Origin of the sequence: Collinsella sp. SGI.180, assembly GCF_050313455.1 — a bacterium.
In the GTDB taxonomy this organism is placed as follows: Bacteria; Actinomycetota; Coriobacteriia; order Coriobacteriales; family Coriobacteriaceae; genus Collinsella.
This window is the reverse complement of the sequence record NZ_JBNPLL010000014.1, coordinates 15,333-30,972: the sequence shown is the minus strand read 5'-3', so window position 1 is coordinate 30,972 and position 15,640 is coordinate 15,333. Positions and strand designations below refer to the sequence as shown.

General features: G+C 60.2%; 13 protein-coding genes. All 13 read left to right on the top strand.

Annotated elements, in window-relative coordinates:
- A complete protein-coding gene (locus ACQRAP_RS06390) occupies positions 1–567 on the top strand; it encodes a UbiX family flavin prenyltransferase (RefSeq protein WP_427727713.1) in 567 nt (188 codons plus the stop codon).
- Between the two features lie 80 nt (positions 568–647).
- Positions 648–1,517: a MerR family transcriptional regulator gene (locus tag ACQRAP_RS06385; RefSeq protein ID WP_427727715.1), complete on the top strand. Its 870-nt coding sequence runs from the start codon at positions 648–650 to the stop codon at positions 1,515–1,517.
- 240 nt (positions 1,518–1,757) lie between these two features.
- A complete protein-coding gene (locus ACQRAP_RS06380; RefSeq protein WP_427727717.1) occupies positions 1,758–3,074 on the top strand; it encodes an ATP-binding protein in 1,317 nt (438 codons plus the stop codon).
- Between the two features lie 125 nt (positions 3,075–3,199).
- Complete coding sequence (locus ACQRAP_RS06375; protein ID WP_427794054.1) at positions 3,200–4,066, top strand: hypothetical protein; 867 nt, start codon at positions 3,200–3,202, stop codon at positions 4,064–4,066.
- Positions 4,067–4,180: 114 nt separating this feature from the next.
- On the top strand, positions 4,181–5,074 hold the full coding sequence (locus ACQRAP_RS06370; protein ID WP_427727722.1) for an aldose 1-epimerase family protein: 894 nt from the start codon (positions 4,181–4,183) through the stop codon (positions 5,072–5,074).
- A 339-nt stretch (positions 5,075–5,413) separates the two neighbouring features.
- Positions 5,414–6,340 carry a transporter substrate-binding domain-containing protein gene (locus tag ACQRAP_RS06365; protein ID WP_427727724.1) on the top strand — a complete coding sequence of 309 codons (927 nt, stop codon included), beginning with the start codon at positions 5,414–5,416 and terminating at the stop codon, positions 6,338–6,340.
- 9 nt (positions 6,341–6,349) lie between these two features.
- On the top strand, positions 6,350–7,498 hold the full coding sequence (locus tag ACQRAP_RS06360) for an amino acid ABC transporter permease (RefSeq protein WP_427727726.1): 1,149 nt from the start codon (positions 6,350–6,352) through the stop codon (positions 7,496–7,498).
- Between the two features lie 22 nt (positions 7,499–7,520).
- Complete coding sequence (locus ACQRAP_RS06355) at positions 7,521–8,306, top strand: amino acid ABC transporter ATP-binding protein (RefSeq protein ID WP_154518360.1); 786 nt, start codon at positions 7,521–7,523, stop codon at positions 8,304–8,306.
- A 72-nt stretch (positions 8,307–8,378) separates the two neighbouring features.
- The gene (locus ACQRAP_RS06350; protein ID WP_427727728.1) at positions 8,379–9,806 is read left to right on the top strand and encodes a M20/M25/M40 family metallo-hydrolase; all 1,428 of its coding nucleotides are present in this window, start codon (positions 8,379–8,381) and stop codon (positions 9,804–9,806) included.
- A gap of 299 nt (positions 9,807–10,105) precedes the next feature.
- The gene (prfA, locus tag ACQRAP_RS06345; RefSeq protein WP_154518366.1) at positions 10,106–11,173 is read left to right on the top strand and encodes a peptide chain release factor 1; all 1,068 of its coding nucleotides are present in this window, start codon (positions 10,106–10,108) and stop codon (positions 11,171–11,173) included.
- Positions 11,174–11,804: 631 nt separating this feature from the next.
- Positions 11,805–13,055, top strand: coding sequence for a N5-glutamine methyltransferase family protein (locus ACQRAP_RS06340; RefSeq protein WP_427727730.1), 1,251 nt, complete (start codon positions 11,805–11,807; stop codon positions 13,053–13,055).
- A 209-nt stretch (positions 13,056–13,264) separates the two neighbouring features.
- Positions 13,265–14,068 (top strand): L-threonylcarbamoyladenylate synthase, encoded by an 804-nt coding sequence (locus ACQRAP_RS06335; protein ID WP_427727732.1) that lies wholly within the window; start codon positions 13,265–13,267, stop codon positions 14,066–14,068.
- Positions 14,022–15,563, top strand: coding sequence for a glycerol kinase GlpK (glpK, locus tag ACQRAP_RS06330; RefSeq protein WP_427727734.1), 1,542 nt, complete (start codon positions 14,022–14,024; stop codon positions 15,561–15,563). Before ACQRAP_RS06335 ends, glpK begins: the two co-directional genes overlap by 47 nt.
- Positions 15,564–15,640: the final 77 nt, after the last annotated feature.

Below are 15,640 nucleotides of genomic sequence, written 5' to 3'. Positions count from 1 at the left end.
ATGGCTGAGAGGAAACGCATCGTCGTCGGCGTCTCAGGTGCCTCCGGATCGCTTCTTGGCTTGGAGTGCCTCAAATGTATGCGCGAGGCCGGAGCAGAGAGCCACCTCGTCGTGAGCCGCGGTGCCGAGGTCACCATCAAGCAGGAGCTCGGCATGACGCTCGATGAGTTTATGAGCTATGGCGACGTGGTCTACGACAATCGCAACATCGGTGCCTCCATTGCGAGCGGCACGTTCCCCATCGATGGCATGATCGTGGCTCCGTGCTCTATGAAGACGCTCGCAGGCATCGCCTCCGGCTATTCGGAGAACCTCCTTCTGAGAGCGGCCGACGTGCAGATGAAGGAGCAGCGCCGCCTGGTGCTCATGGTGCGCGAGACGCCCTTCAGCGCCATTCACGTCGACAACATGGCGCGCCTGGCGCGCGTGCCGGGCGTGATGCTCATGCCGCCCATGCTTACGTTTTACAACGGCCCCGCCACACTCGATGACGCGGTGCATCACATCGCCGCCAAGGCACTCGAGGCCGTCGGCGTTTCGTGTGCCAACTATAAGCGCTGGTCATAGGCGCCTTTAGGGTAGGATACGAATAGTGTTTGAGCCCGCTGCCCCTGTGGGCGGCGGGCTTTGGTGTGTCGGGAGGACCTATGCAGACGGGCATGTATGCGATTAGCGAGATGGCGAGCCTGTTTAACGTTTCGCGCCAAACGCTCATCTACTACGACAAGATCGGTCTGTTTAAACCAGCCGTAGTCAACGAAAAGGGCTACCGTTTTTATTCGCCCACGCAGATTCCGCTCATGCGTCTGATCTGCATGTTGCGCGACCTAGGGCTTGAGCTCGACGAGATCGACCGTCTGACCTCGACGTTCGACATTGGCGAGATGACCGATCACCTGCGCTCGCGGGTGCAGGTGATCGACGAACAGATTGCCGGGCTCAAAGCCGAGCGCGCGAGCGTGCGGGAGCGCCTGAGCTTTTACGACGAGGCGGTTTACTGGCGTGAGCGCGAGGGCAGGCCGGAGCTCAAACAGTTCGAGCGCCGCTACGTGGTCTTTGAGGAGTTTCCGAGCGAAATCGAGCGCGGCCGCTCGATCCTTCACCCCACGCTCATGCGGGCGATTTTGCGCATGCGCGCGCTGACGGGCACACGTCCCATGCGCGGTTGGGGCACCATGTTGCGTCGCGAGGCACTGCATTCCGACGACCCCATCGCCGGCGCCGGCCCCTTTGCCGTACTGCCGCGCGGTGCCGAGGAACTGCTGCCGAGTGATCCTGCCGAGCTGGCAGAGATCGGCGTCGAGGTGCTGCCCGAGGGCACATACCTGTGCATGAGCCGCTGGGGTATGCCGTATGAGCCCGAAGGCATCCGTGCCATCGTGGCCTGCATGGACAAGCACGCGCTCCAGCCCATCGGTAACGCCTTTGACTTTTGCTACCTCGACACCACGAGCTACGACGAGTCCCACCAAGAAGACTTCTGCTGCATCCAGATCCCCGTGGCCCTCCAGATGTGACAAGGGGACAGTCCCTTTGTCACATTGCACAGTCGACTGGCTCCCCAAACCGTCCCATCACTCGGCGAAAAACTCGAAAACGAGGAAAACCGTCGAATGTTGGGGCGGTTTTCTGCTCAGGGGCTCGCCCATTTCTTAGAAACTTGCAGCATTTGCAAGTTTCTAAGGTAACATCTTATAAACTTGCAAATGCTGCAAGTTTATAAGGTTTCATGTCTGGTCGGGCGCTAGGGAGACTCTATGGATATCGTTCGCCGAAACCGGTATCTTGATCGACTCATTGCTTTTCAGGATACCGACCTCATCAAAATCGTGACGGGTATACGCCGTTGCGGTAAATCTACGTTATTGGACATGATGAGGGACCATCTGGCGCAACAGGGGGTACCAACCGAGCGTTTGCTGACCTTTAAGATGGAATCTCTAGAGTACGCGGGTATTACGGATTACCTGACGTTTTATCGCATGGTTCGGGAGCGCATCGATGGCATCGATCGTCCCTACCTGTTCTTTGACGAGCTCCAGAATGTCGAAGGCTGGGAAAAGGCGGTCAACTCGCTCCGAGTCGATTTGCCGTGCGATATCTATGTCACGGGCTCCAATGCCTTTTTGCTATCGAGCGAGCTCGCAACGCTTATCTCGGGCCGATATGTCGAGGTCAAGATGCAGCCTCTCACGTTTGGCGAATATCTTGATTTTCGTTCGATTGATGCGGTCGCCGCTGAAGGGCTTGGTGAGAGGGTCGAACTTGTTTCCAAGACGGGCGATCGCCTTAATTCAAATACCGTGCTTGAGCAGTACATAACCTATGGCGGCATGCCGTTTCTGGCCCATGATGAGCCGAGACGTGAGCTGTGTCGCGACTATATCCGTAGCCTCTACCAGACGATCGTCGCGCGCGATATCCTGTCGCGTGTGACGCGTAGGGGTCGCGGAGCTATCACCAAGCGCGATGTTCTCGAGCGGCTCTGTGCGTATCTGGCAGACAACATCTCCAACCAAACCTCGGTCAACAAAATCGTAGGGACGCTCAACGAATCAGCGGGCGGTAAGACCAACGCATCGACGGTGTCGGCATATATTGACGCTCTGGAAGAGACGTACCTGTTTACCAAAGTAAAAAGGTATGACATCAAGGGGCGGGAGCTTCTTAAGACAGGCGGTAAATATTACATAGCTGATACGGGAATTCGCAGCTATCTTGACGGATATAGAGGTAGCGATAGCGGAAGGATGCTCGAGAACGTTATCTACAACCAGCTTGTCTTTGAAGGATACGAAGTGTTTTGCGGCCATCTACGCGCGGGGGAAATCGACTTTGTCGCAATCGGCGAGGGATCAGACCGCAAATATATCCAGGTTACCGAACGGATCGATGCCGAGGCGACGAGGGAACGCGAGCTGCGACCGCTCAAGCTAAGCACGCTAGGAAAAATTCCTGATTCGTATGAGAAGATCCTGATTGTCAGGGATGGCGACCATCCAACGGACATCGATGGCATCAGAATCGTGGGGGCAGTCGACTTCTTGTTGAGAAATAAGATTACCCGCGGCTAAACGTAAACAGATCCGTTTCGATGCGACAAAGGAGCAGTCCTTTTCGCATTCCGTGCGAGCCCTCGTGCCGTCTGGGGGTATAAGGCTAGCAAGTGTTTATTTGCGAGGCCTAAGGGGCGCCCCGTATGGATATCGATAACTTTGAATGGTGGTATAGCGAGGGCGAGGTTCCGGACGAGGAGTGGGACGAGCCCGCGCCGCATGACGTGTCGAGCGACGAGGACGAGAGCGGCAACGATGCCGTCGAGACGGATGCCGCTTCCGACTCGGCCGAACCCCTAACCTTTGAACAGGCCTGGGCCCAGGCTGAGGCCGACGAGGCAAAGGCCGATGCTACGGCCACACTGGGTGAGCCGGCCGACATGTCCATCTCGCCGGCAAAGACCCCGCAGCCGCGTCACACTATCGACCCCGACAGCACGGCATCCTTTAGCATTCTCGACGTGCCCGCGCAGGGCGCCCAGGCGCCTGCGCCCACGCATCGCCCCGATCTGGCTCGCGAGGAAGGCGCGGGCCGGCGCTCTCCGCTCGGCCCCATCCTCATCGCCTTCATGGCCGGCGTTATCGCCTGCTCGGCAATCGGCAGCGTTTGGAGCCATGTTGAGCAGCAGCGCCAAGACGCCGCCAAGGTCGAGATCTCCGTCGAACAATCGCTCAACCGTACGCGCTCGGTGCATGTGTCGGTCGAGGTCAAGGACGGCGCGACGTGGGATACCGCGCGCGGCGACAGCCAGATGCTCATCCATATCGTAGGCCGCACGCTCAAGGGACAAGCGATCGACGAGCACCAATACGTCAATTCCGAAGGTGACGGTATCGAGCTCAAGCCCGGCGACTACGAACTTACGGTCGATGAGCCACCTGTCGCCACCGACGGCACGCGTTTTCGTGCCTCGAAAAGAATGGTTCCCGCGAGCTTTAACTCGCGGGCGCCCGATACGGTCGACACCACCTCGCAGGGCGGGTTTGACCTTTACGTGGATACCCAGTAGGCGCTCGCCGCCCATTTCCGCTATGGCTACTCAATAATCGCCTGCCGTCCCGTCCCGCCGCCAAGAGTGGGACAATAGTCCTCGACACTATTGTTTACTTTTGGAGGAAGTAGCATGTCTACCGTCACTACCATCAGGCGCGGCGGCCTCACCGCGGCCATCGATTCCATGGGCGCCCAGCTCACGAGCCTTGCCCTCAACGGCAACGAGTATCTATGGCAGGGCGATCCCGCTTTTTGGGGCAAGCATGCGCCCATCCTGTTCCCCATTGTGGGCTCGCTGCGCAACAACACGGCGACGTCTGCGGCCGGCAGCTGCGAGATGGCGCGCCATGGCATCGCGCGTATCGTGGAGCACAAGCTGGTCGAGGTGTCGGAGGACGGTTCGTCCGTCACCTACGAGATCACCGATACGCCCGAGTCGCTCAAGGCCTTCCCGTTCCACTTTAAGCTCAACATGACCTATGCCCTGACTGGCGACGCCACTCTTACGCAGACCTTTGCCGTCACCAACACCGGCGACGTGGACCTGCCGTTTTCGGTGGGCGGCCACCCCGCATTTAACGTGCCCGTTCCCGGTGCCGAGGACGAGGCGTTCGAGGATTACGAGCTGGCGTTTACCGAGGCTTGGACTAACGAGGCCCCCATCATCACGCCCGATGGCCTTATGACGTTCGAGGGAAGTTACAAGGCTCCCGATAACTCGGACGTGCTGCCCATCACACACCGTAGCTTCGACAACGACGCCATCATGTTCACCGATACCCCGGGCTCCACGCTCACGCTGCGCGGTCGCAAGTCGGGCCACGGCGTCAAGATTGACTTTGAGGGCTTTAAGTACATTGGCGTGTGGTCTGCCGCCAACGACGCCCCGTTCGTGGCGCTCGAGCCTTGGACCGGACATACCACCATGGACACCGAGGACGACGTCTTCGAGCACAAGGTCAACACCATCACCTTGGCTCCCGGTGCCACCGACAAGCGCGCCTTCGAGGTTACGCTGCTCTAGAGGTTCCGCCGTTCTAACGAACGGCGGACCGGTCGACGCTGCGCGCCACCCAGAGTGACAATTTGTCATTCAAAAGGCAAGGCATGACCAGAAGGTCTATGCCTTGCCTTTTTCATGCCAACTTGTTCGCTCTGGGTGGCGCTCGCTGGCATTGCCGAATCATCGACGTCCCCAACGACTGTCCCCGATGACTACTTGTTTGACCCGTCGTTTAAGAACGTCCCCAACGGCTACCAATCGTTTTCAGTTTGTTAATCTGTATATATGCATCTGCTGGAGGTAACGCTGAGCGGTATCCTGTTACGTCGTTAGCATACGATTCAACAGGGAAGGCAGATTATGCATTCTCCCCATCAGCGCGACGTGCATCCACAGCCGGTGTGCAGCCGTCGCATCTTCTTGGGTAGCGCTCTTGCCGCGAGCGCTTCCGTCGTTGCCGGCGCGCTCGCCGGCTGTCAGCGCCCGTCCACGCTCAAGGTGGTTCAGCCCACGACGGGCGGCGGTCGCGACGACCTGTCCGATTCCGTGATCGGCAAGGATAAGATTCGCATCGGCATGGAGGCGGCCTACGCCCCGTACAACTGGCAGGTTTCCGAAGCCAGTGAGTACACCATTCCCATCGACAACGTACAGGGCGCCTATGCCGATGGCTACGACGTGCAGATCGCCAAGATTGTCTGCAAGGCCTTCGGTGGCGAGCCCGTTGCCGTCAAGCAGAGCTTCTCGGGCCTTATCGATTCGCTCAACAACGGCCAGATCGACCTCATCATCGCCGGTATGAGCGCCACGCCCGAGCGTGAGGAGTCGGTCGGCTTCTCCGACCCGTACTTTATTGGCTACTTTGGCCTGTTCGTAAAAGAGGGTTCCCCCTACCAAAACGCCACCAAGCTCAGTGACTTCAGCGGCGCCACGGTGCTCGGCCAAAAGGACACCATGCTCGATACCGTCATCGACGAGATCCCGGGCGTCGTTCACAAAAACCCGGTCGACTCCGTCCCCACGGTGTTCTCGAACCTGCTGCAGGGCACCTGCGACGCCGTGACGTACAACACCGAAAACGAAAAGGGCTACATGGCCCAAAATCCCGGTATCGTCCCCATTCATTTTGCCGAGGGCGAGGGCTTTAAGCAGGAGGTCGCGGCAAACGTCGGCTGCCGCAAGGGCTCGGACAAGCTGCTTAAGCTCATCGACAAGACGCTCAAGGGCGTCAGCCAGGAGGAGCGCGACCAGATGTGGGACGCGTGCCTCGACCGTCAGCCGGCATAGGGAGGCAGCATGAAAGCCATTAATCGTCTGGTCTCCTTTATCAAAGCCGACCATCGTTATGTGTACCTGGGCACGAGCGTCATCGCGGCGCTCGGACTGGCGTTTAGCCAGCGCAACCCCACGCCGCTGAGCTTCCTGGCCCCCACGGGCGTGTTCCAAGATTGCCTTTGGGCGATCCTGTGGGCGTGGCTCGTCGTGTCGGCGGCGGCGCTGGTCACCAAGCTTATGCACTGGAGCGACTATCGCGAAAAGTCGCCGTTCGCATCCGAGCGTTTCCGTCGTGGAGCACGCTTGGGCAGCTACGTCGCGGTCGCCATCGCGGTGGTCTTTTTCGTGGATCGCTGCGTCATGTCGTTTATCGACTTGGTGCAGGTGAGCATTGTCTCGGATTCCAACCCCAGTGACTTTTTGTCGAGCCTGGTCTATATGACCTACAAGAGCGGCGACTTCTTTATCCGCGGCATCGAGATTACCATCGCACTTGCGACCTTCGGTACCGTTATCGCCTTTTTCCTGGCACTGCTCTTTGTGTTTTTGCGCATTCAGACCTTCGATCGCGTGGACAACGACCTGGTGCGCTTCTTTAAGAGCATCGGCCGCGGCTTTACGACCGTCTACTCCACCATCGTGCGCGGTACGCCCATGATGGTCCAGGGCCTGCTCATCTATTACGCGGGCTTCACCGTTTTGCGCGGCATGGGCTTCGAGACCGCCCAGGCCAACCAGATTTGGAGTACCTTTACCGCCGGCCTCGTCACCATCTCGCTCAATTCCACCGCCTACATGATGGAGGTCCTGCGCGGCGGCATCGAGTCCATCGATCCCGGTCAGGCCGAGGCGGCGCGCTCGCTGGGTCTGTCGCAGTGGCAGGCTATGCGTAAAGTCGTGTTTCCCCAGGGCATTAAAAACGCGATTCCGGCGCTCACCAACGAGCTCATCATCAACATCAAGGACTCGTCGGTGCTCTCGGTCATCGGCGTGTTCGACCTCATGTACGCCACTACCACCGTCGCCGGCGTGTACTACCGCCAGATGGAGGTCTACTGCGTGGCACTCGTGGTCTACCTAATCCTGACGCTCGTGGCGAGCCGCCTGCTCGAGGCCTTTGGCAAAAAGCTCGGCGCCGAGGCCCCGGCCACGCTGCCCAGCTCCAACTAGGCTCAAGACGAGGAGAATCATCATGGCAGATACCGCCACTACCGGCGCTGCGGCCGCCGCACAGACCAATGAGCCGCTCATCCGCGTCGAGGGCCTGCACAAGAGCTTCGGCTCGCTCGAGGTGCTCAAGGGCATCGACCTGTCCGTTAACCCCGGCGAGGTCGTTACCATTATCGGCGCTTCGGGTTCGGGCAAATCGACCTTTCTGCGCTGCCTCAACCTGCTCGAGACCCCGGACGCGGGCCATATCTGGTTCCATGGCCAGGACCTCACGGCCGAGCGCTGCAACATTAACAAGCTGCGTGAGGACATCGGCATGGTGTTCCAGGGCTTCAACCTGTTTAACAACATGGACGTGCTCGATAACTGCACGCTTGCGCCCGTCACGCTCAAAAAGATGAGCAAGGCCGAGGCCGAAAAGGTCGCGCTGGAGCATCTGACGAGCGTGGGACTCGAAAAGTTCGCGCACGCCGCCGTGGGTCGCCTGTCCGGTGGTCAAAAGCAGCGCGTGGCCATCGCTCGTGCCCTATGCATGAATCCGCAGATCATGCTGTTCGACGAGCCGACCTCCGCACTCGACCCCGAGATCGTGGGAGAGGTGCTCGAGGTCATGCGCAAGCTCGCTGCCGACGGCATGACCATGGTCGTCGTCACGCACGAGATGGCCTTTGCCCGCACCGTGTCCGATCGCGTGGTCTTTATGGACAAGGGCGTGGTCCTCGAGGACGCCGCGCCGGCGGAGCTCTTTGGCAACCCCAAGCACCAGCGTACCCGCGAGTTCCTCTCGCGCTATCTCGAGGACAAATAACCAACCGCAAATGTTTGCATGGCAGGGCCGTTCCGGTGGGGCGGCCCTCGTCATCACAATCGAAAGGATGTCATGGCCGATGTTTGGCGCTTCTTTGCGCATGAGGATGATTTTGCCGATTTGGACGAAGTTGGCGCGTGCGAGCGCTTGGGGCGCGTGCTGTCGTTTCCGACCGTTTCGAGTATGGATGCCGAGGCGGTGAACTGGCAGCCGTTCGATGACCTGCGCGCCTATATGCAGCAGGCGTGGCCACATGTGTTCGCGGCGGGCGAGGTCGAACTCATCGACCACTCGCTGCTGGTGACACTTGGCGGTTCCGACCCTGCCCTCAAGCCCGTTATGCTCATGGGCCACATGGACGTGGTTCCCGTGGTGCCCGGCACCGAGGCCGACTGGACGCATGCCCCCTTTAGCGGTCACGTGGACGACACCTACATTTGGGGTCGCGGCGCTATCGACATGAAAGACCAGGTTGCAGGTATTCTCGAGGCGGTTGAGTATGCGTTGGTGCACGGCTGGGAGCACGAGCGGACGCTGCTGCTCGCCTTTGGCCAGGACGAGGAAACCACGCAGTATGGAGCGGGGGCCATCGGCCGCGTGCTCGAGGAGCGCGGCGTTGAACTTGAATACCTGATCGACGAGGGTGACTACCGTATTGTTTCGGCTGCCGAGTACGGCGCGGGCGAGGGCTGGCTTATGCATGCCGACCTTGCCGAGAAGGGCTATGCCGATATCGTGCTCAAGACGAAGAGCGAAGGCGGGCATTCGTCCAACCCCTACGGCGGCACATCGCTCGAGGTATTGAGCCGCGCTATCGCCGCAATCTGCGATATCGAGTGGCCGACGCGCGTGACCGATCTGCTTGCCGCGCAGCTTGTCGAGTTGGGGCTCTACACGGCGGATGAGATTGCCGCCAACGGAGGCGTCATTGTTCGCGACTGCCTCGCCAGCAACAAGCTCTATCCGCTCGTGACCACTACCTGTGCGCCCACGCAGATTGAGGGCGGCAGCACTGGCGCCAACGTGATGCCGCAGGATATGTGGGCCAATATTAACTTCCGCATGCTCGAGGGCACGGGCGTGGCTGATGTTGTTGACCGTTGCCGCGAGGCCGTTGCCGCTGCGGGCCTTACCGGGCGCGTGGAGGTCGAACTTGGCCCCGGCAGCTCAGAACCTTCGCCGTCCCCACGTGTTGGCGGACCGGGGCTCGAGGCCGTTCGCACTATTGCCGCCCGCTACTTTCGTGATCAAAAGGGGGCGGAGGAAAACGTACCGAATGCGGCGGGCGGGGCTGCTGTCGGCATTGTGCCCTCAACTGTGATCGGTGCCACCGATGCGGCTAACTATCAGCGTATTTGCTCTGAATGCATTCGCTTTTCGGCGTTTGTGGTCGACGATGACGAGTGCGATCGCGGTGTCCACGGCACCAACGAGCGCATTACCCGCCGTGCCTACCTCCAGGGTGTCCACTTTTTCATCGCTCTGCTTCAAACGCTCTAGAATGTGACAAAGCGACAGTCCCTTTGTTAGCCGTTGTAGTCGTTGGGGACGTTCTTAAACGACTCGTCGTTAAGGAACGTCCCCAACGACTACGTCCACTCATTCCGTGCGGGTTATATGCAGGTTTGCCTGCGCACGCTATCATATATGGGTTAGACCGCAACTATGTACCCTATACGCGAAGGGATGCGCATGTATCTGAAAATCGACATGTTCTAGCTGGGCTTACCCCGCAACGGCGCCATGCGCCCCATCAATTCCGCCGATTTTCACCTTCACGCATATAAAGGAGTTCCGCCATGCGCGACAAGCTCGAAAAGATCATCAAGGCCTACGAGGAGCTCGAGAAGAAGCTTTCCGACCCGGCCGTCGCCTCCGACATCAAGGAGTTCACGCGTCTCAACAAGGAGTACGCGCACCAGTCCGACCTCATTGCCGCTGCGCGCGAGTACATCGGCGCGCTCGACGACATCGAGGCTGCCAAAGAAATGCTCCGTGACACTACCGATGCCGACGAGAAGGAGATGCTCCAGATGGACATCTCCGAGAACGAGGACAAGCTTCCCCAGCTTGAGGAAGACATCAAGTACATGCTCATCCCGAGTGACCCCAATGACGACAAGAACACCATCGTCGAGATCCGCTCCGCCGCAGGTGGCGACGAGGCGGCCATTTTCGCCGGTGACCTGTACAAGATGTACCAACGCTTCTGCGAGTCGCGTGGCTGGAAGACCACCGTGCTCGACTCCAGCCCCAGCGAGGCCGGCGGTTTTAAGTCCATCGAGTTCAAGGTCGAGGGCGACCGTGTCTACTCCGTCATGAAGTTCGAGTCCGGCGTGCACCGTGTCCAGCGCGTTCCCAAGACCGAGTCCCAGGGCCGCATCCAGACCTCCACGGCAACTGTCGCCGTGCTTCCCGAGGCCGAGGAGATCGACGTTCAGATCAACCAGTCCGACCTGCGCATCGATACCTACTGTGCCTCCGGTCCTGGCGGTCAGTGCGTTAACACCACCTACTCCGCCGTGCGCATTACCCACCTGCCCACCAATACCGTGGTGCAGTCGCAGGAGCAGCGTTCCCAGATTCAAAACCGCGAGGTCTGCATGCAGATGCTGCGTGCCCGTCTGTACGAGATGGAACTCGAGAAGCAGCAGGCCGAGCTCGGCGCCGAGCGCCAGAGCCAGATTGGCCACGGTAACCGTTCCGAGAAGATCCGTACTTACAACCAGCCCCAGGACCGCGTGACCGACCACCGTATCGGTTTCAACTCCACCTACAACGGCGTCCTTCTGGGCGACCAACTCGGTGCCGTCATCGAGGCGCTTGCCGCCGCCGAGCGTGCCGAGAAGCTGGCACAGGCCGTGTAGTAGGTTCCGCCGTTCTACCGAACGGCGGACCGGCCGACGCTGCGCGGGCCGCACCTGTACAATCTGACGTTCAACTTCAAGGGCGCGACCAGAAGGTCAGCGCCCTTTCGTTCCACGTCACCTTGTCTCAAATGCGACCCGCTCGCTGTCCGTCCTCTACCTGCGGCGGGTAGTCATTGGGGACTTATGCTCAACCTGCGGCGCCTTAGATGTAGTCATTGGGGACGTTCTTAAATGACTAGGTTGGGTTAATTACTTTTCGAGTTTATTTAATCTGCTTTGTTGGAAATTGACCTGTCTACCTGCTTAAAGTAATTAACAACCTTCATCTGCTATTGAAAATATTGCTCGAAAAATCGTCCAAGAAGTCGCGGGGCCCTTTTTGGTGCGTCGCACGTCAAGTGATTTGGCAAGTTCTTGGTTAGATATTGGTTAGTTTTGGGGCAACCTTGCCAAAAGCTTGACGAATGCAAATCTAGACGTCGGCGAATGAACACTTTGAGCGAGCCCGGTGCAAAATTCTGGGCTGATTCTCGATAATCGCTTCCAATCGTCTCTCGCCGCGTGCCGCCCTCGCGTACAATCTGCTCCGACATTCGCGCGCCGCCCGGCGCTTAAGAGGGGAGGACCCATGGCAAACGAGATCTGGACCATCAGGCGTTGTCTCGAGTGGACCAAGGAGTACCTAGCCGAGCGCGGCGAAGAGCACCCCCGTCTTTCTGCCGAGTGGCTGTTGTGCGCAGCCACGGGCCTAGCGCGCATCGACTTATATATGCGTATGGACGACACGCTCGATGCAGCGCAGCTCGAGACCATGCACGCGGCGGTTGTCCGTCGCGCCAAGGGCGAGCCGCTGCAGTACATCACCGGCAGCACGCAGTTCCGCATGATCGACGTCGCGTGCGCCCCCGGCGTGCTCATTCCACGTCCCGAGACCGAGATGCTCGTCGAGGAAGTCCTCAATTATCTGGATGCCGAGGTTCTGAGCCCCGAGGCTGCCACCCGCCAGCGCGTAGAGTTGCCATGGAACGACGAGGTCGAGCAGGCGCGTAAAGCCGAAGTCGCATTGGCTGACGAACGCGCGACTGCCGAGCGCCGTGCCGCCAACCTCACGGCTGCCGATGAGGCGGCGTTGGGCGGAGACGTGCTGGGCAGCCGAGCTTATGCCGAGGAGCTGGCCGATCGTGAGGCCGAGGAAGCCGCCGCGCAGGCAGCTGAGGCCGAGACCGCGGAAGTCGCTGAGCCCGGGCTCGACGAATACGGCATTGCCATCGAAGGCGTCGACCAAGAGACGGCCCTAGTGCAGGATGCCGCCGCGTCTGTGCCTGCCGACCCCCGCATTGCCCGCGTTCTCGAGGTCGGCTGCGGCACGGGCTGCATCTCGCTCTCCCTTGCTTGGGAGCGTCGCGGCCATGTCGCCTGCACCGCTACCGATATCGAGCCGCGCGCCATCGACCTGGCCACCAAAAACCGCGATGCACTCGGGCTGACGTCCGATGAGGTCGCCTTCAGCCTCACGAACCTGGTGAGCTCTATCCCCCGCGAGGAGTGGGGCACCTTTGACGTGCTCGTTTCCAACCCGCCTTATATCCCGACTGACGTCATGCGCTCGCTGCCGCACGAGGTCAAGGACTTTGAGCCCGATTTGGCGCTCGAGGGCGGCGCCGATGGCCTTGATATCTTCCGCCGCCTGCTCAATGCGGCGCCCTATATGCTGCGCGCCGGCGGCCTGTTTGCCTGCGAGCTCTATGAGGGTGCCCTCGACGCCGCGGTCGAGCTCTGCCGCCAGGCGGGTCTTTCGGACGTACGCATCGTCCGTGACCTCACCGATCGTCCCCGCATCGTTCGAGCTATCGTCACCGAGCCCAAACAACGTCAGTAAAGTACGAAGCGTATTGGCGGTGCGGCGGCGGGAGCGCTGCGCCGGAAATGTAAAGAGGCTTGTCACGGCTCAATTACCCCTCACTTTCACCGACTGCTATAGCCGCTCACCAAACCAACATGCGCTGTGGACAAATAGGTTAAACGTTTCGTGCGAGAATGCCCCTCAGTAAACAAACTTTCACCAGAGCGTAAGGGGCTGGCATACACATGCAGACGGTCTATCGGGTATTCGAGGGAGCGCGCGAGCCGCATCGGCTCGCCGTCGAGCGTACGGCCGAGGTGCTCGGCCGTGGCGGCCTGGCCCTGATCCCAACCGAGACCGTCTATGGCGTCGCTGTGGCAGTCAACGCCTTCTCGGACGCCGTGCCCCAAGATACAAGCGAATCTCTGCCGTGGCCGCGCGATCCGCAGGCTGCCGTCAACGGCGCCGCGGTGCCCGCGCTCGGTACCGGCTACCGTCGCATCTTTACCCTCAAGCAGCGTGAGCTCACCCAAACGGTCGCCTGGCTGGTCGATGATGCCGAGGCCCTCGACCGCTACGGCGTGGATATCCCAGAAGAGGCACGCATACTTGCCCGACGATGCTGGCCGGGCGCCCTGACTATTGTGGTCAAGGCGGCTCCCTGCGTGCCGACCTTTATGCGTGCCGCCGACGACACGGTGGCTCTTCGCGCGTCGGCCTCGCCCGTGGTACAGGCGCTCATTCGCACCTGTGGCAGCCCACTTGCCTGTACGAGCGCCAATACACACGGCGCGCCCGCGCCGGCAAGCTTTGCCGACGTTGAAGACCGCATTCTAGAAGGGGTCGACGTGGCCGTCGACGCGGGCGAGACGCCGTGCCGCGACGCTTCGACCATCGTGTCGTTCCAGCACGGCGGGCTTCAGATCCTGCGCCAAGGCGCACTTCCCGCATCAGAGATTGAGCGGGTCCTGTCCGACCCGATGCAACAGAAAGGTGTAAGCGATGTCGTTGAATCTGGGCAGCCTGGGCATGGAAGATGCCTCGTTTGACTTTGGCGGTTCCTACATCATGGCGCTCGACTGCGGCACCACCTCGGTACTTGCGACCATCGTCGACGAGTACGGCTGCATCGTCGCCCAAGCGCGCCGCAGCGTCAAAACCAGCTTCCCGCGTCCCGGCTGGGTGGAGCAAGACCCCATGGCGGTCCTTGCCAGCCAGATTGCGGTCATGATGGAGGTTCAGTTTAAGAGCGGGATTCATTCCGATCGCATCGCCGCCATCGGTATCTCCAATCAGCGTGAGACCACGGTGGTATGGGACCGCGTGAGCGGCCAGCCCATCTATAACGCCATCGTATGGCAGTGCCGTCGCACCGCGTCTCTGATCGATAATTTGGTTGAGCAGGGCGCAGAAGAGCTGGTGCGCTCCCGCACGGGGCTTACGCTCGACCCGTATTTCTCGGCCTCCAAGGTGCAGTGGATTCTCGACAACGTCGACGGCGCACGCGAGAGTGCGGCGGCGGGCGACCTCATGTTTGGCACCATCGACACCTGGCTCATCTACAACCTCACCGGCGGTCAGGTTTTTGCCACCGACTACACCAATGCCAGCCGCACGGCACTCTTTAATATCCATACGCTCGATTGGGACGACGACCTGCTGGCGCTCTTTGACGTTCCGCGTTCCATGATGCCCGAGGTTCGCTGGAGCTCGGGCGACTACGGCCGCGTCGCGAGCGACATCATGACCAACATGCCACCCATCATGGGTGTGGCGGGCGACCAGCAGGCGTCGCTGTTCGGCCACTGCTGTTTCCGTCCCGGCCAGACCAAAAACACCTATGGTACTGGTTGCTTTATGCTCATGAACACCGGCGACGAGGTCATCGAATCCAAGAACGGTCTGGTCTCCACCATCGGTATCGCTGCGAACGGGAAGATCAGCTATGCACTCGAGGGTTCCATCTTTGCCGCCGGCTCCACCATGAACTGGCTGCGCAACAACATGGGCATCATCTCGAGCGTGAGCGAATCGGCACAACTCGCCGCTTCGATTAACGACAACGAGGGCTGCTACTTCGTTCCCGCCTTTGCGGGTTTGGGCGCTCCCTGGTGGGACCCGCGTGCCCGCGGTATCGTGTGCGGTCTGACCGGCGCCTCGAGCCGTGCGACCATCGTACGTGCCGCCTGCGAATCCATGGCATATCAGAGCTACGACGTGCTGCGCGCCATGGAGCAGGACGTGGGGCTTTCGATCGAACGCCTGTCTGTCGATGGCGGCGCGTCGCGCAACGAGTTCATCATGCAATTCCAGGCCGACCTGCTGGATATCCCCGTGCTGCAATGCGAGACGGTGGAGACCACGGCAATCGGTGCCGCGTACTTGGCGGGCCTTGCCGTCGGCTATTGGGAAGACCTGGAAGAGCTGGAGCAAAATGCCCAGATTGTTAGGACCTTCCTTCCCCACATGTCCGCCGAGCGCCGCGAGCAAAACCTTGCGGGCTGGCGCGATGCGGTCAAGCGCTCGCTCAGTACCGCACAGTAGGGCTGCGACGGGCCACTCGATACAGCAAACCGCTAAACTTGTGTATGGCGCGCGGCGGCAACATTGCTGCGCGCCTT

What these genes read in the sequence shown, in the direction of transcription:
- ACQRAP_RS06335 (WP_427727732.1), top strand. Translation starts at nt 13,265, where the DNA reads ATGCAGACGGTCTATCGGGTATTCGAGGGAGCGCGCGAGCCGCATCGG.
- ACQRAP_RS06360 (WP_427727726.1), top strand. Translation starts at nt 6,350, where the DNA reads ATGAAAGCCATTAATCGTCTGGTCTCCTTTATCAAAGCCGACCATCGT.
- ACQRAP_RS06365 (WP_427727724.1), top strand. Translation starts at nt 5,414, where the DNA reads ATGCATTCTCCCCATCAGCGCGACGTGCATCCACAGCCGGTGTGCAGC.
- ACQRAP_RS06340 (WP_427727730.1), top strand. Translation starts at nt 11,805, where the DNA reads ATGGCAAACGAGATCTGGACCATCAGGCGTTGTCTCGAGTGGACCAAG.
- ACQRAP_RS06380 (WP_427727717.1), top strand. Translation starts at nt 1,758, where the DNA reads ATGGATATCGTTCGCCGAAACCGGTATCTTGATCGACTCATTGCTTTT.
- ACQRAP_RS06390 (WP_427727713.1), top strand. Translation starts at nt 1, where the DNA reads ATGGCTGAGAGGAAACGCATCGTCGTCGGCGTCTCAGGTGCCTCCGGA.
- ACQRAP_RS06350 (WP_427727728.1), top strand. Translation starts at nt 8,379, where the DNA reads ATGGCCGATGTTTGGCGCTTCTTTGCGCATGAGGATGATTTTGCCGAT.
- ACQRAP_RS06370 (WP_427727722.1), top strand. Translation starts at nt 4,181, where the DNA reads ATGTCTACCGTCACTACCATCAGGCGCGGCGGCCTCACCGCGGCCATC.
- ACQRAP_RS06355 (WP_154518360.1), top strand. Translation starts at nt 7,521, where the DNA reads ATGGCAGATACCGCCACTACCGGCGCTGCGGCCGCCGCACAGACCAAT.
- glpK (WP_427727734.1), top strand. Translation starts at nt 14,022, where the DNA reads ATGTCGTTGAATCTGGGCAGCCTGGGCATGGAAGATGCCTCGTTTGAC.
- ACQRAP_RS06375 (WP_427794054.1), top strand. Translation starts at nt 3,200, where the DNA reads ATGGATATCGATAACTTTGAATGGTGGTATAGCGAGGGCGAGGTTCCG.
- ACQRAP_RS06385 (WP_427727715.1), top strand. Translation starts at nt 648, where the DNA reads ATGCAGACGGGCATGTATGCGATTAGCGAGATGGCGAGCCTGTTTAAC.
- prfA (WP_154518366.1), top strand. Translation starts at nt 10,106, where the DNA reads ATGCGCGACAAGCTCGAAAAGATCATCAAGGCCTACGAGGAGCTCGAG.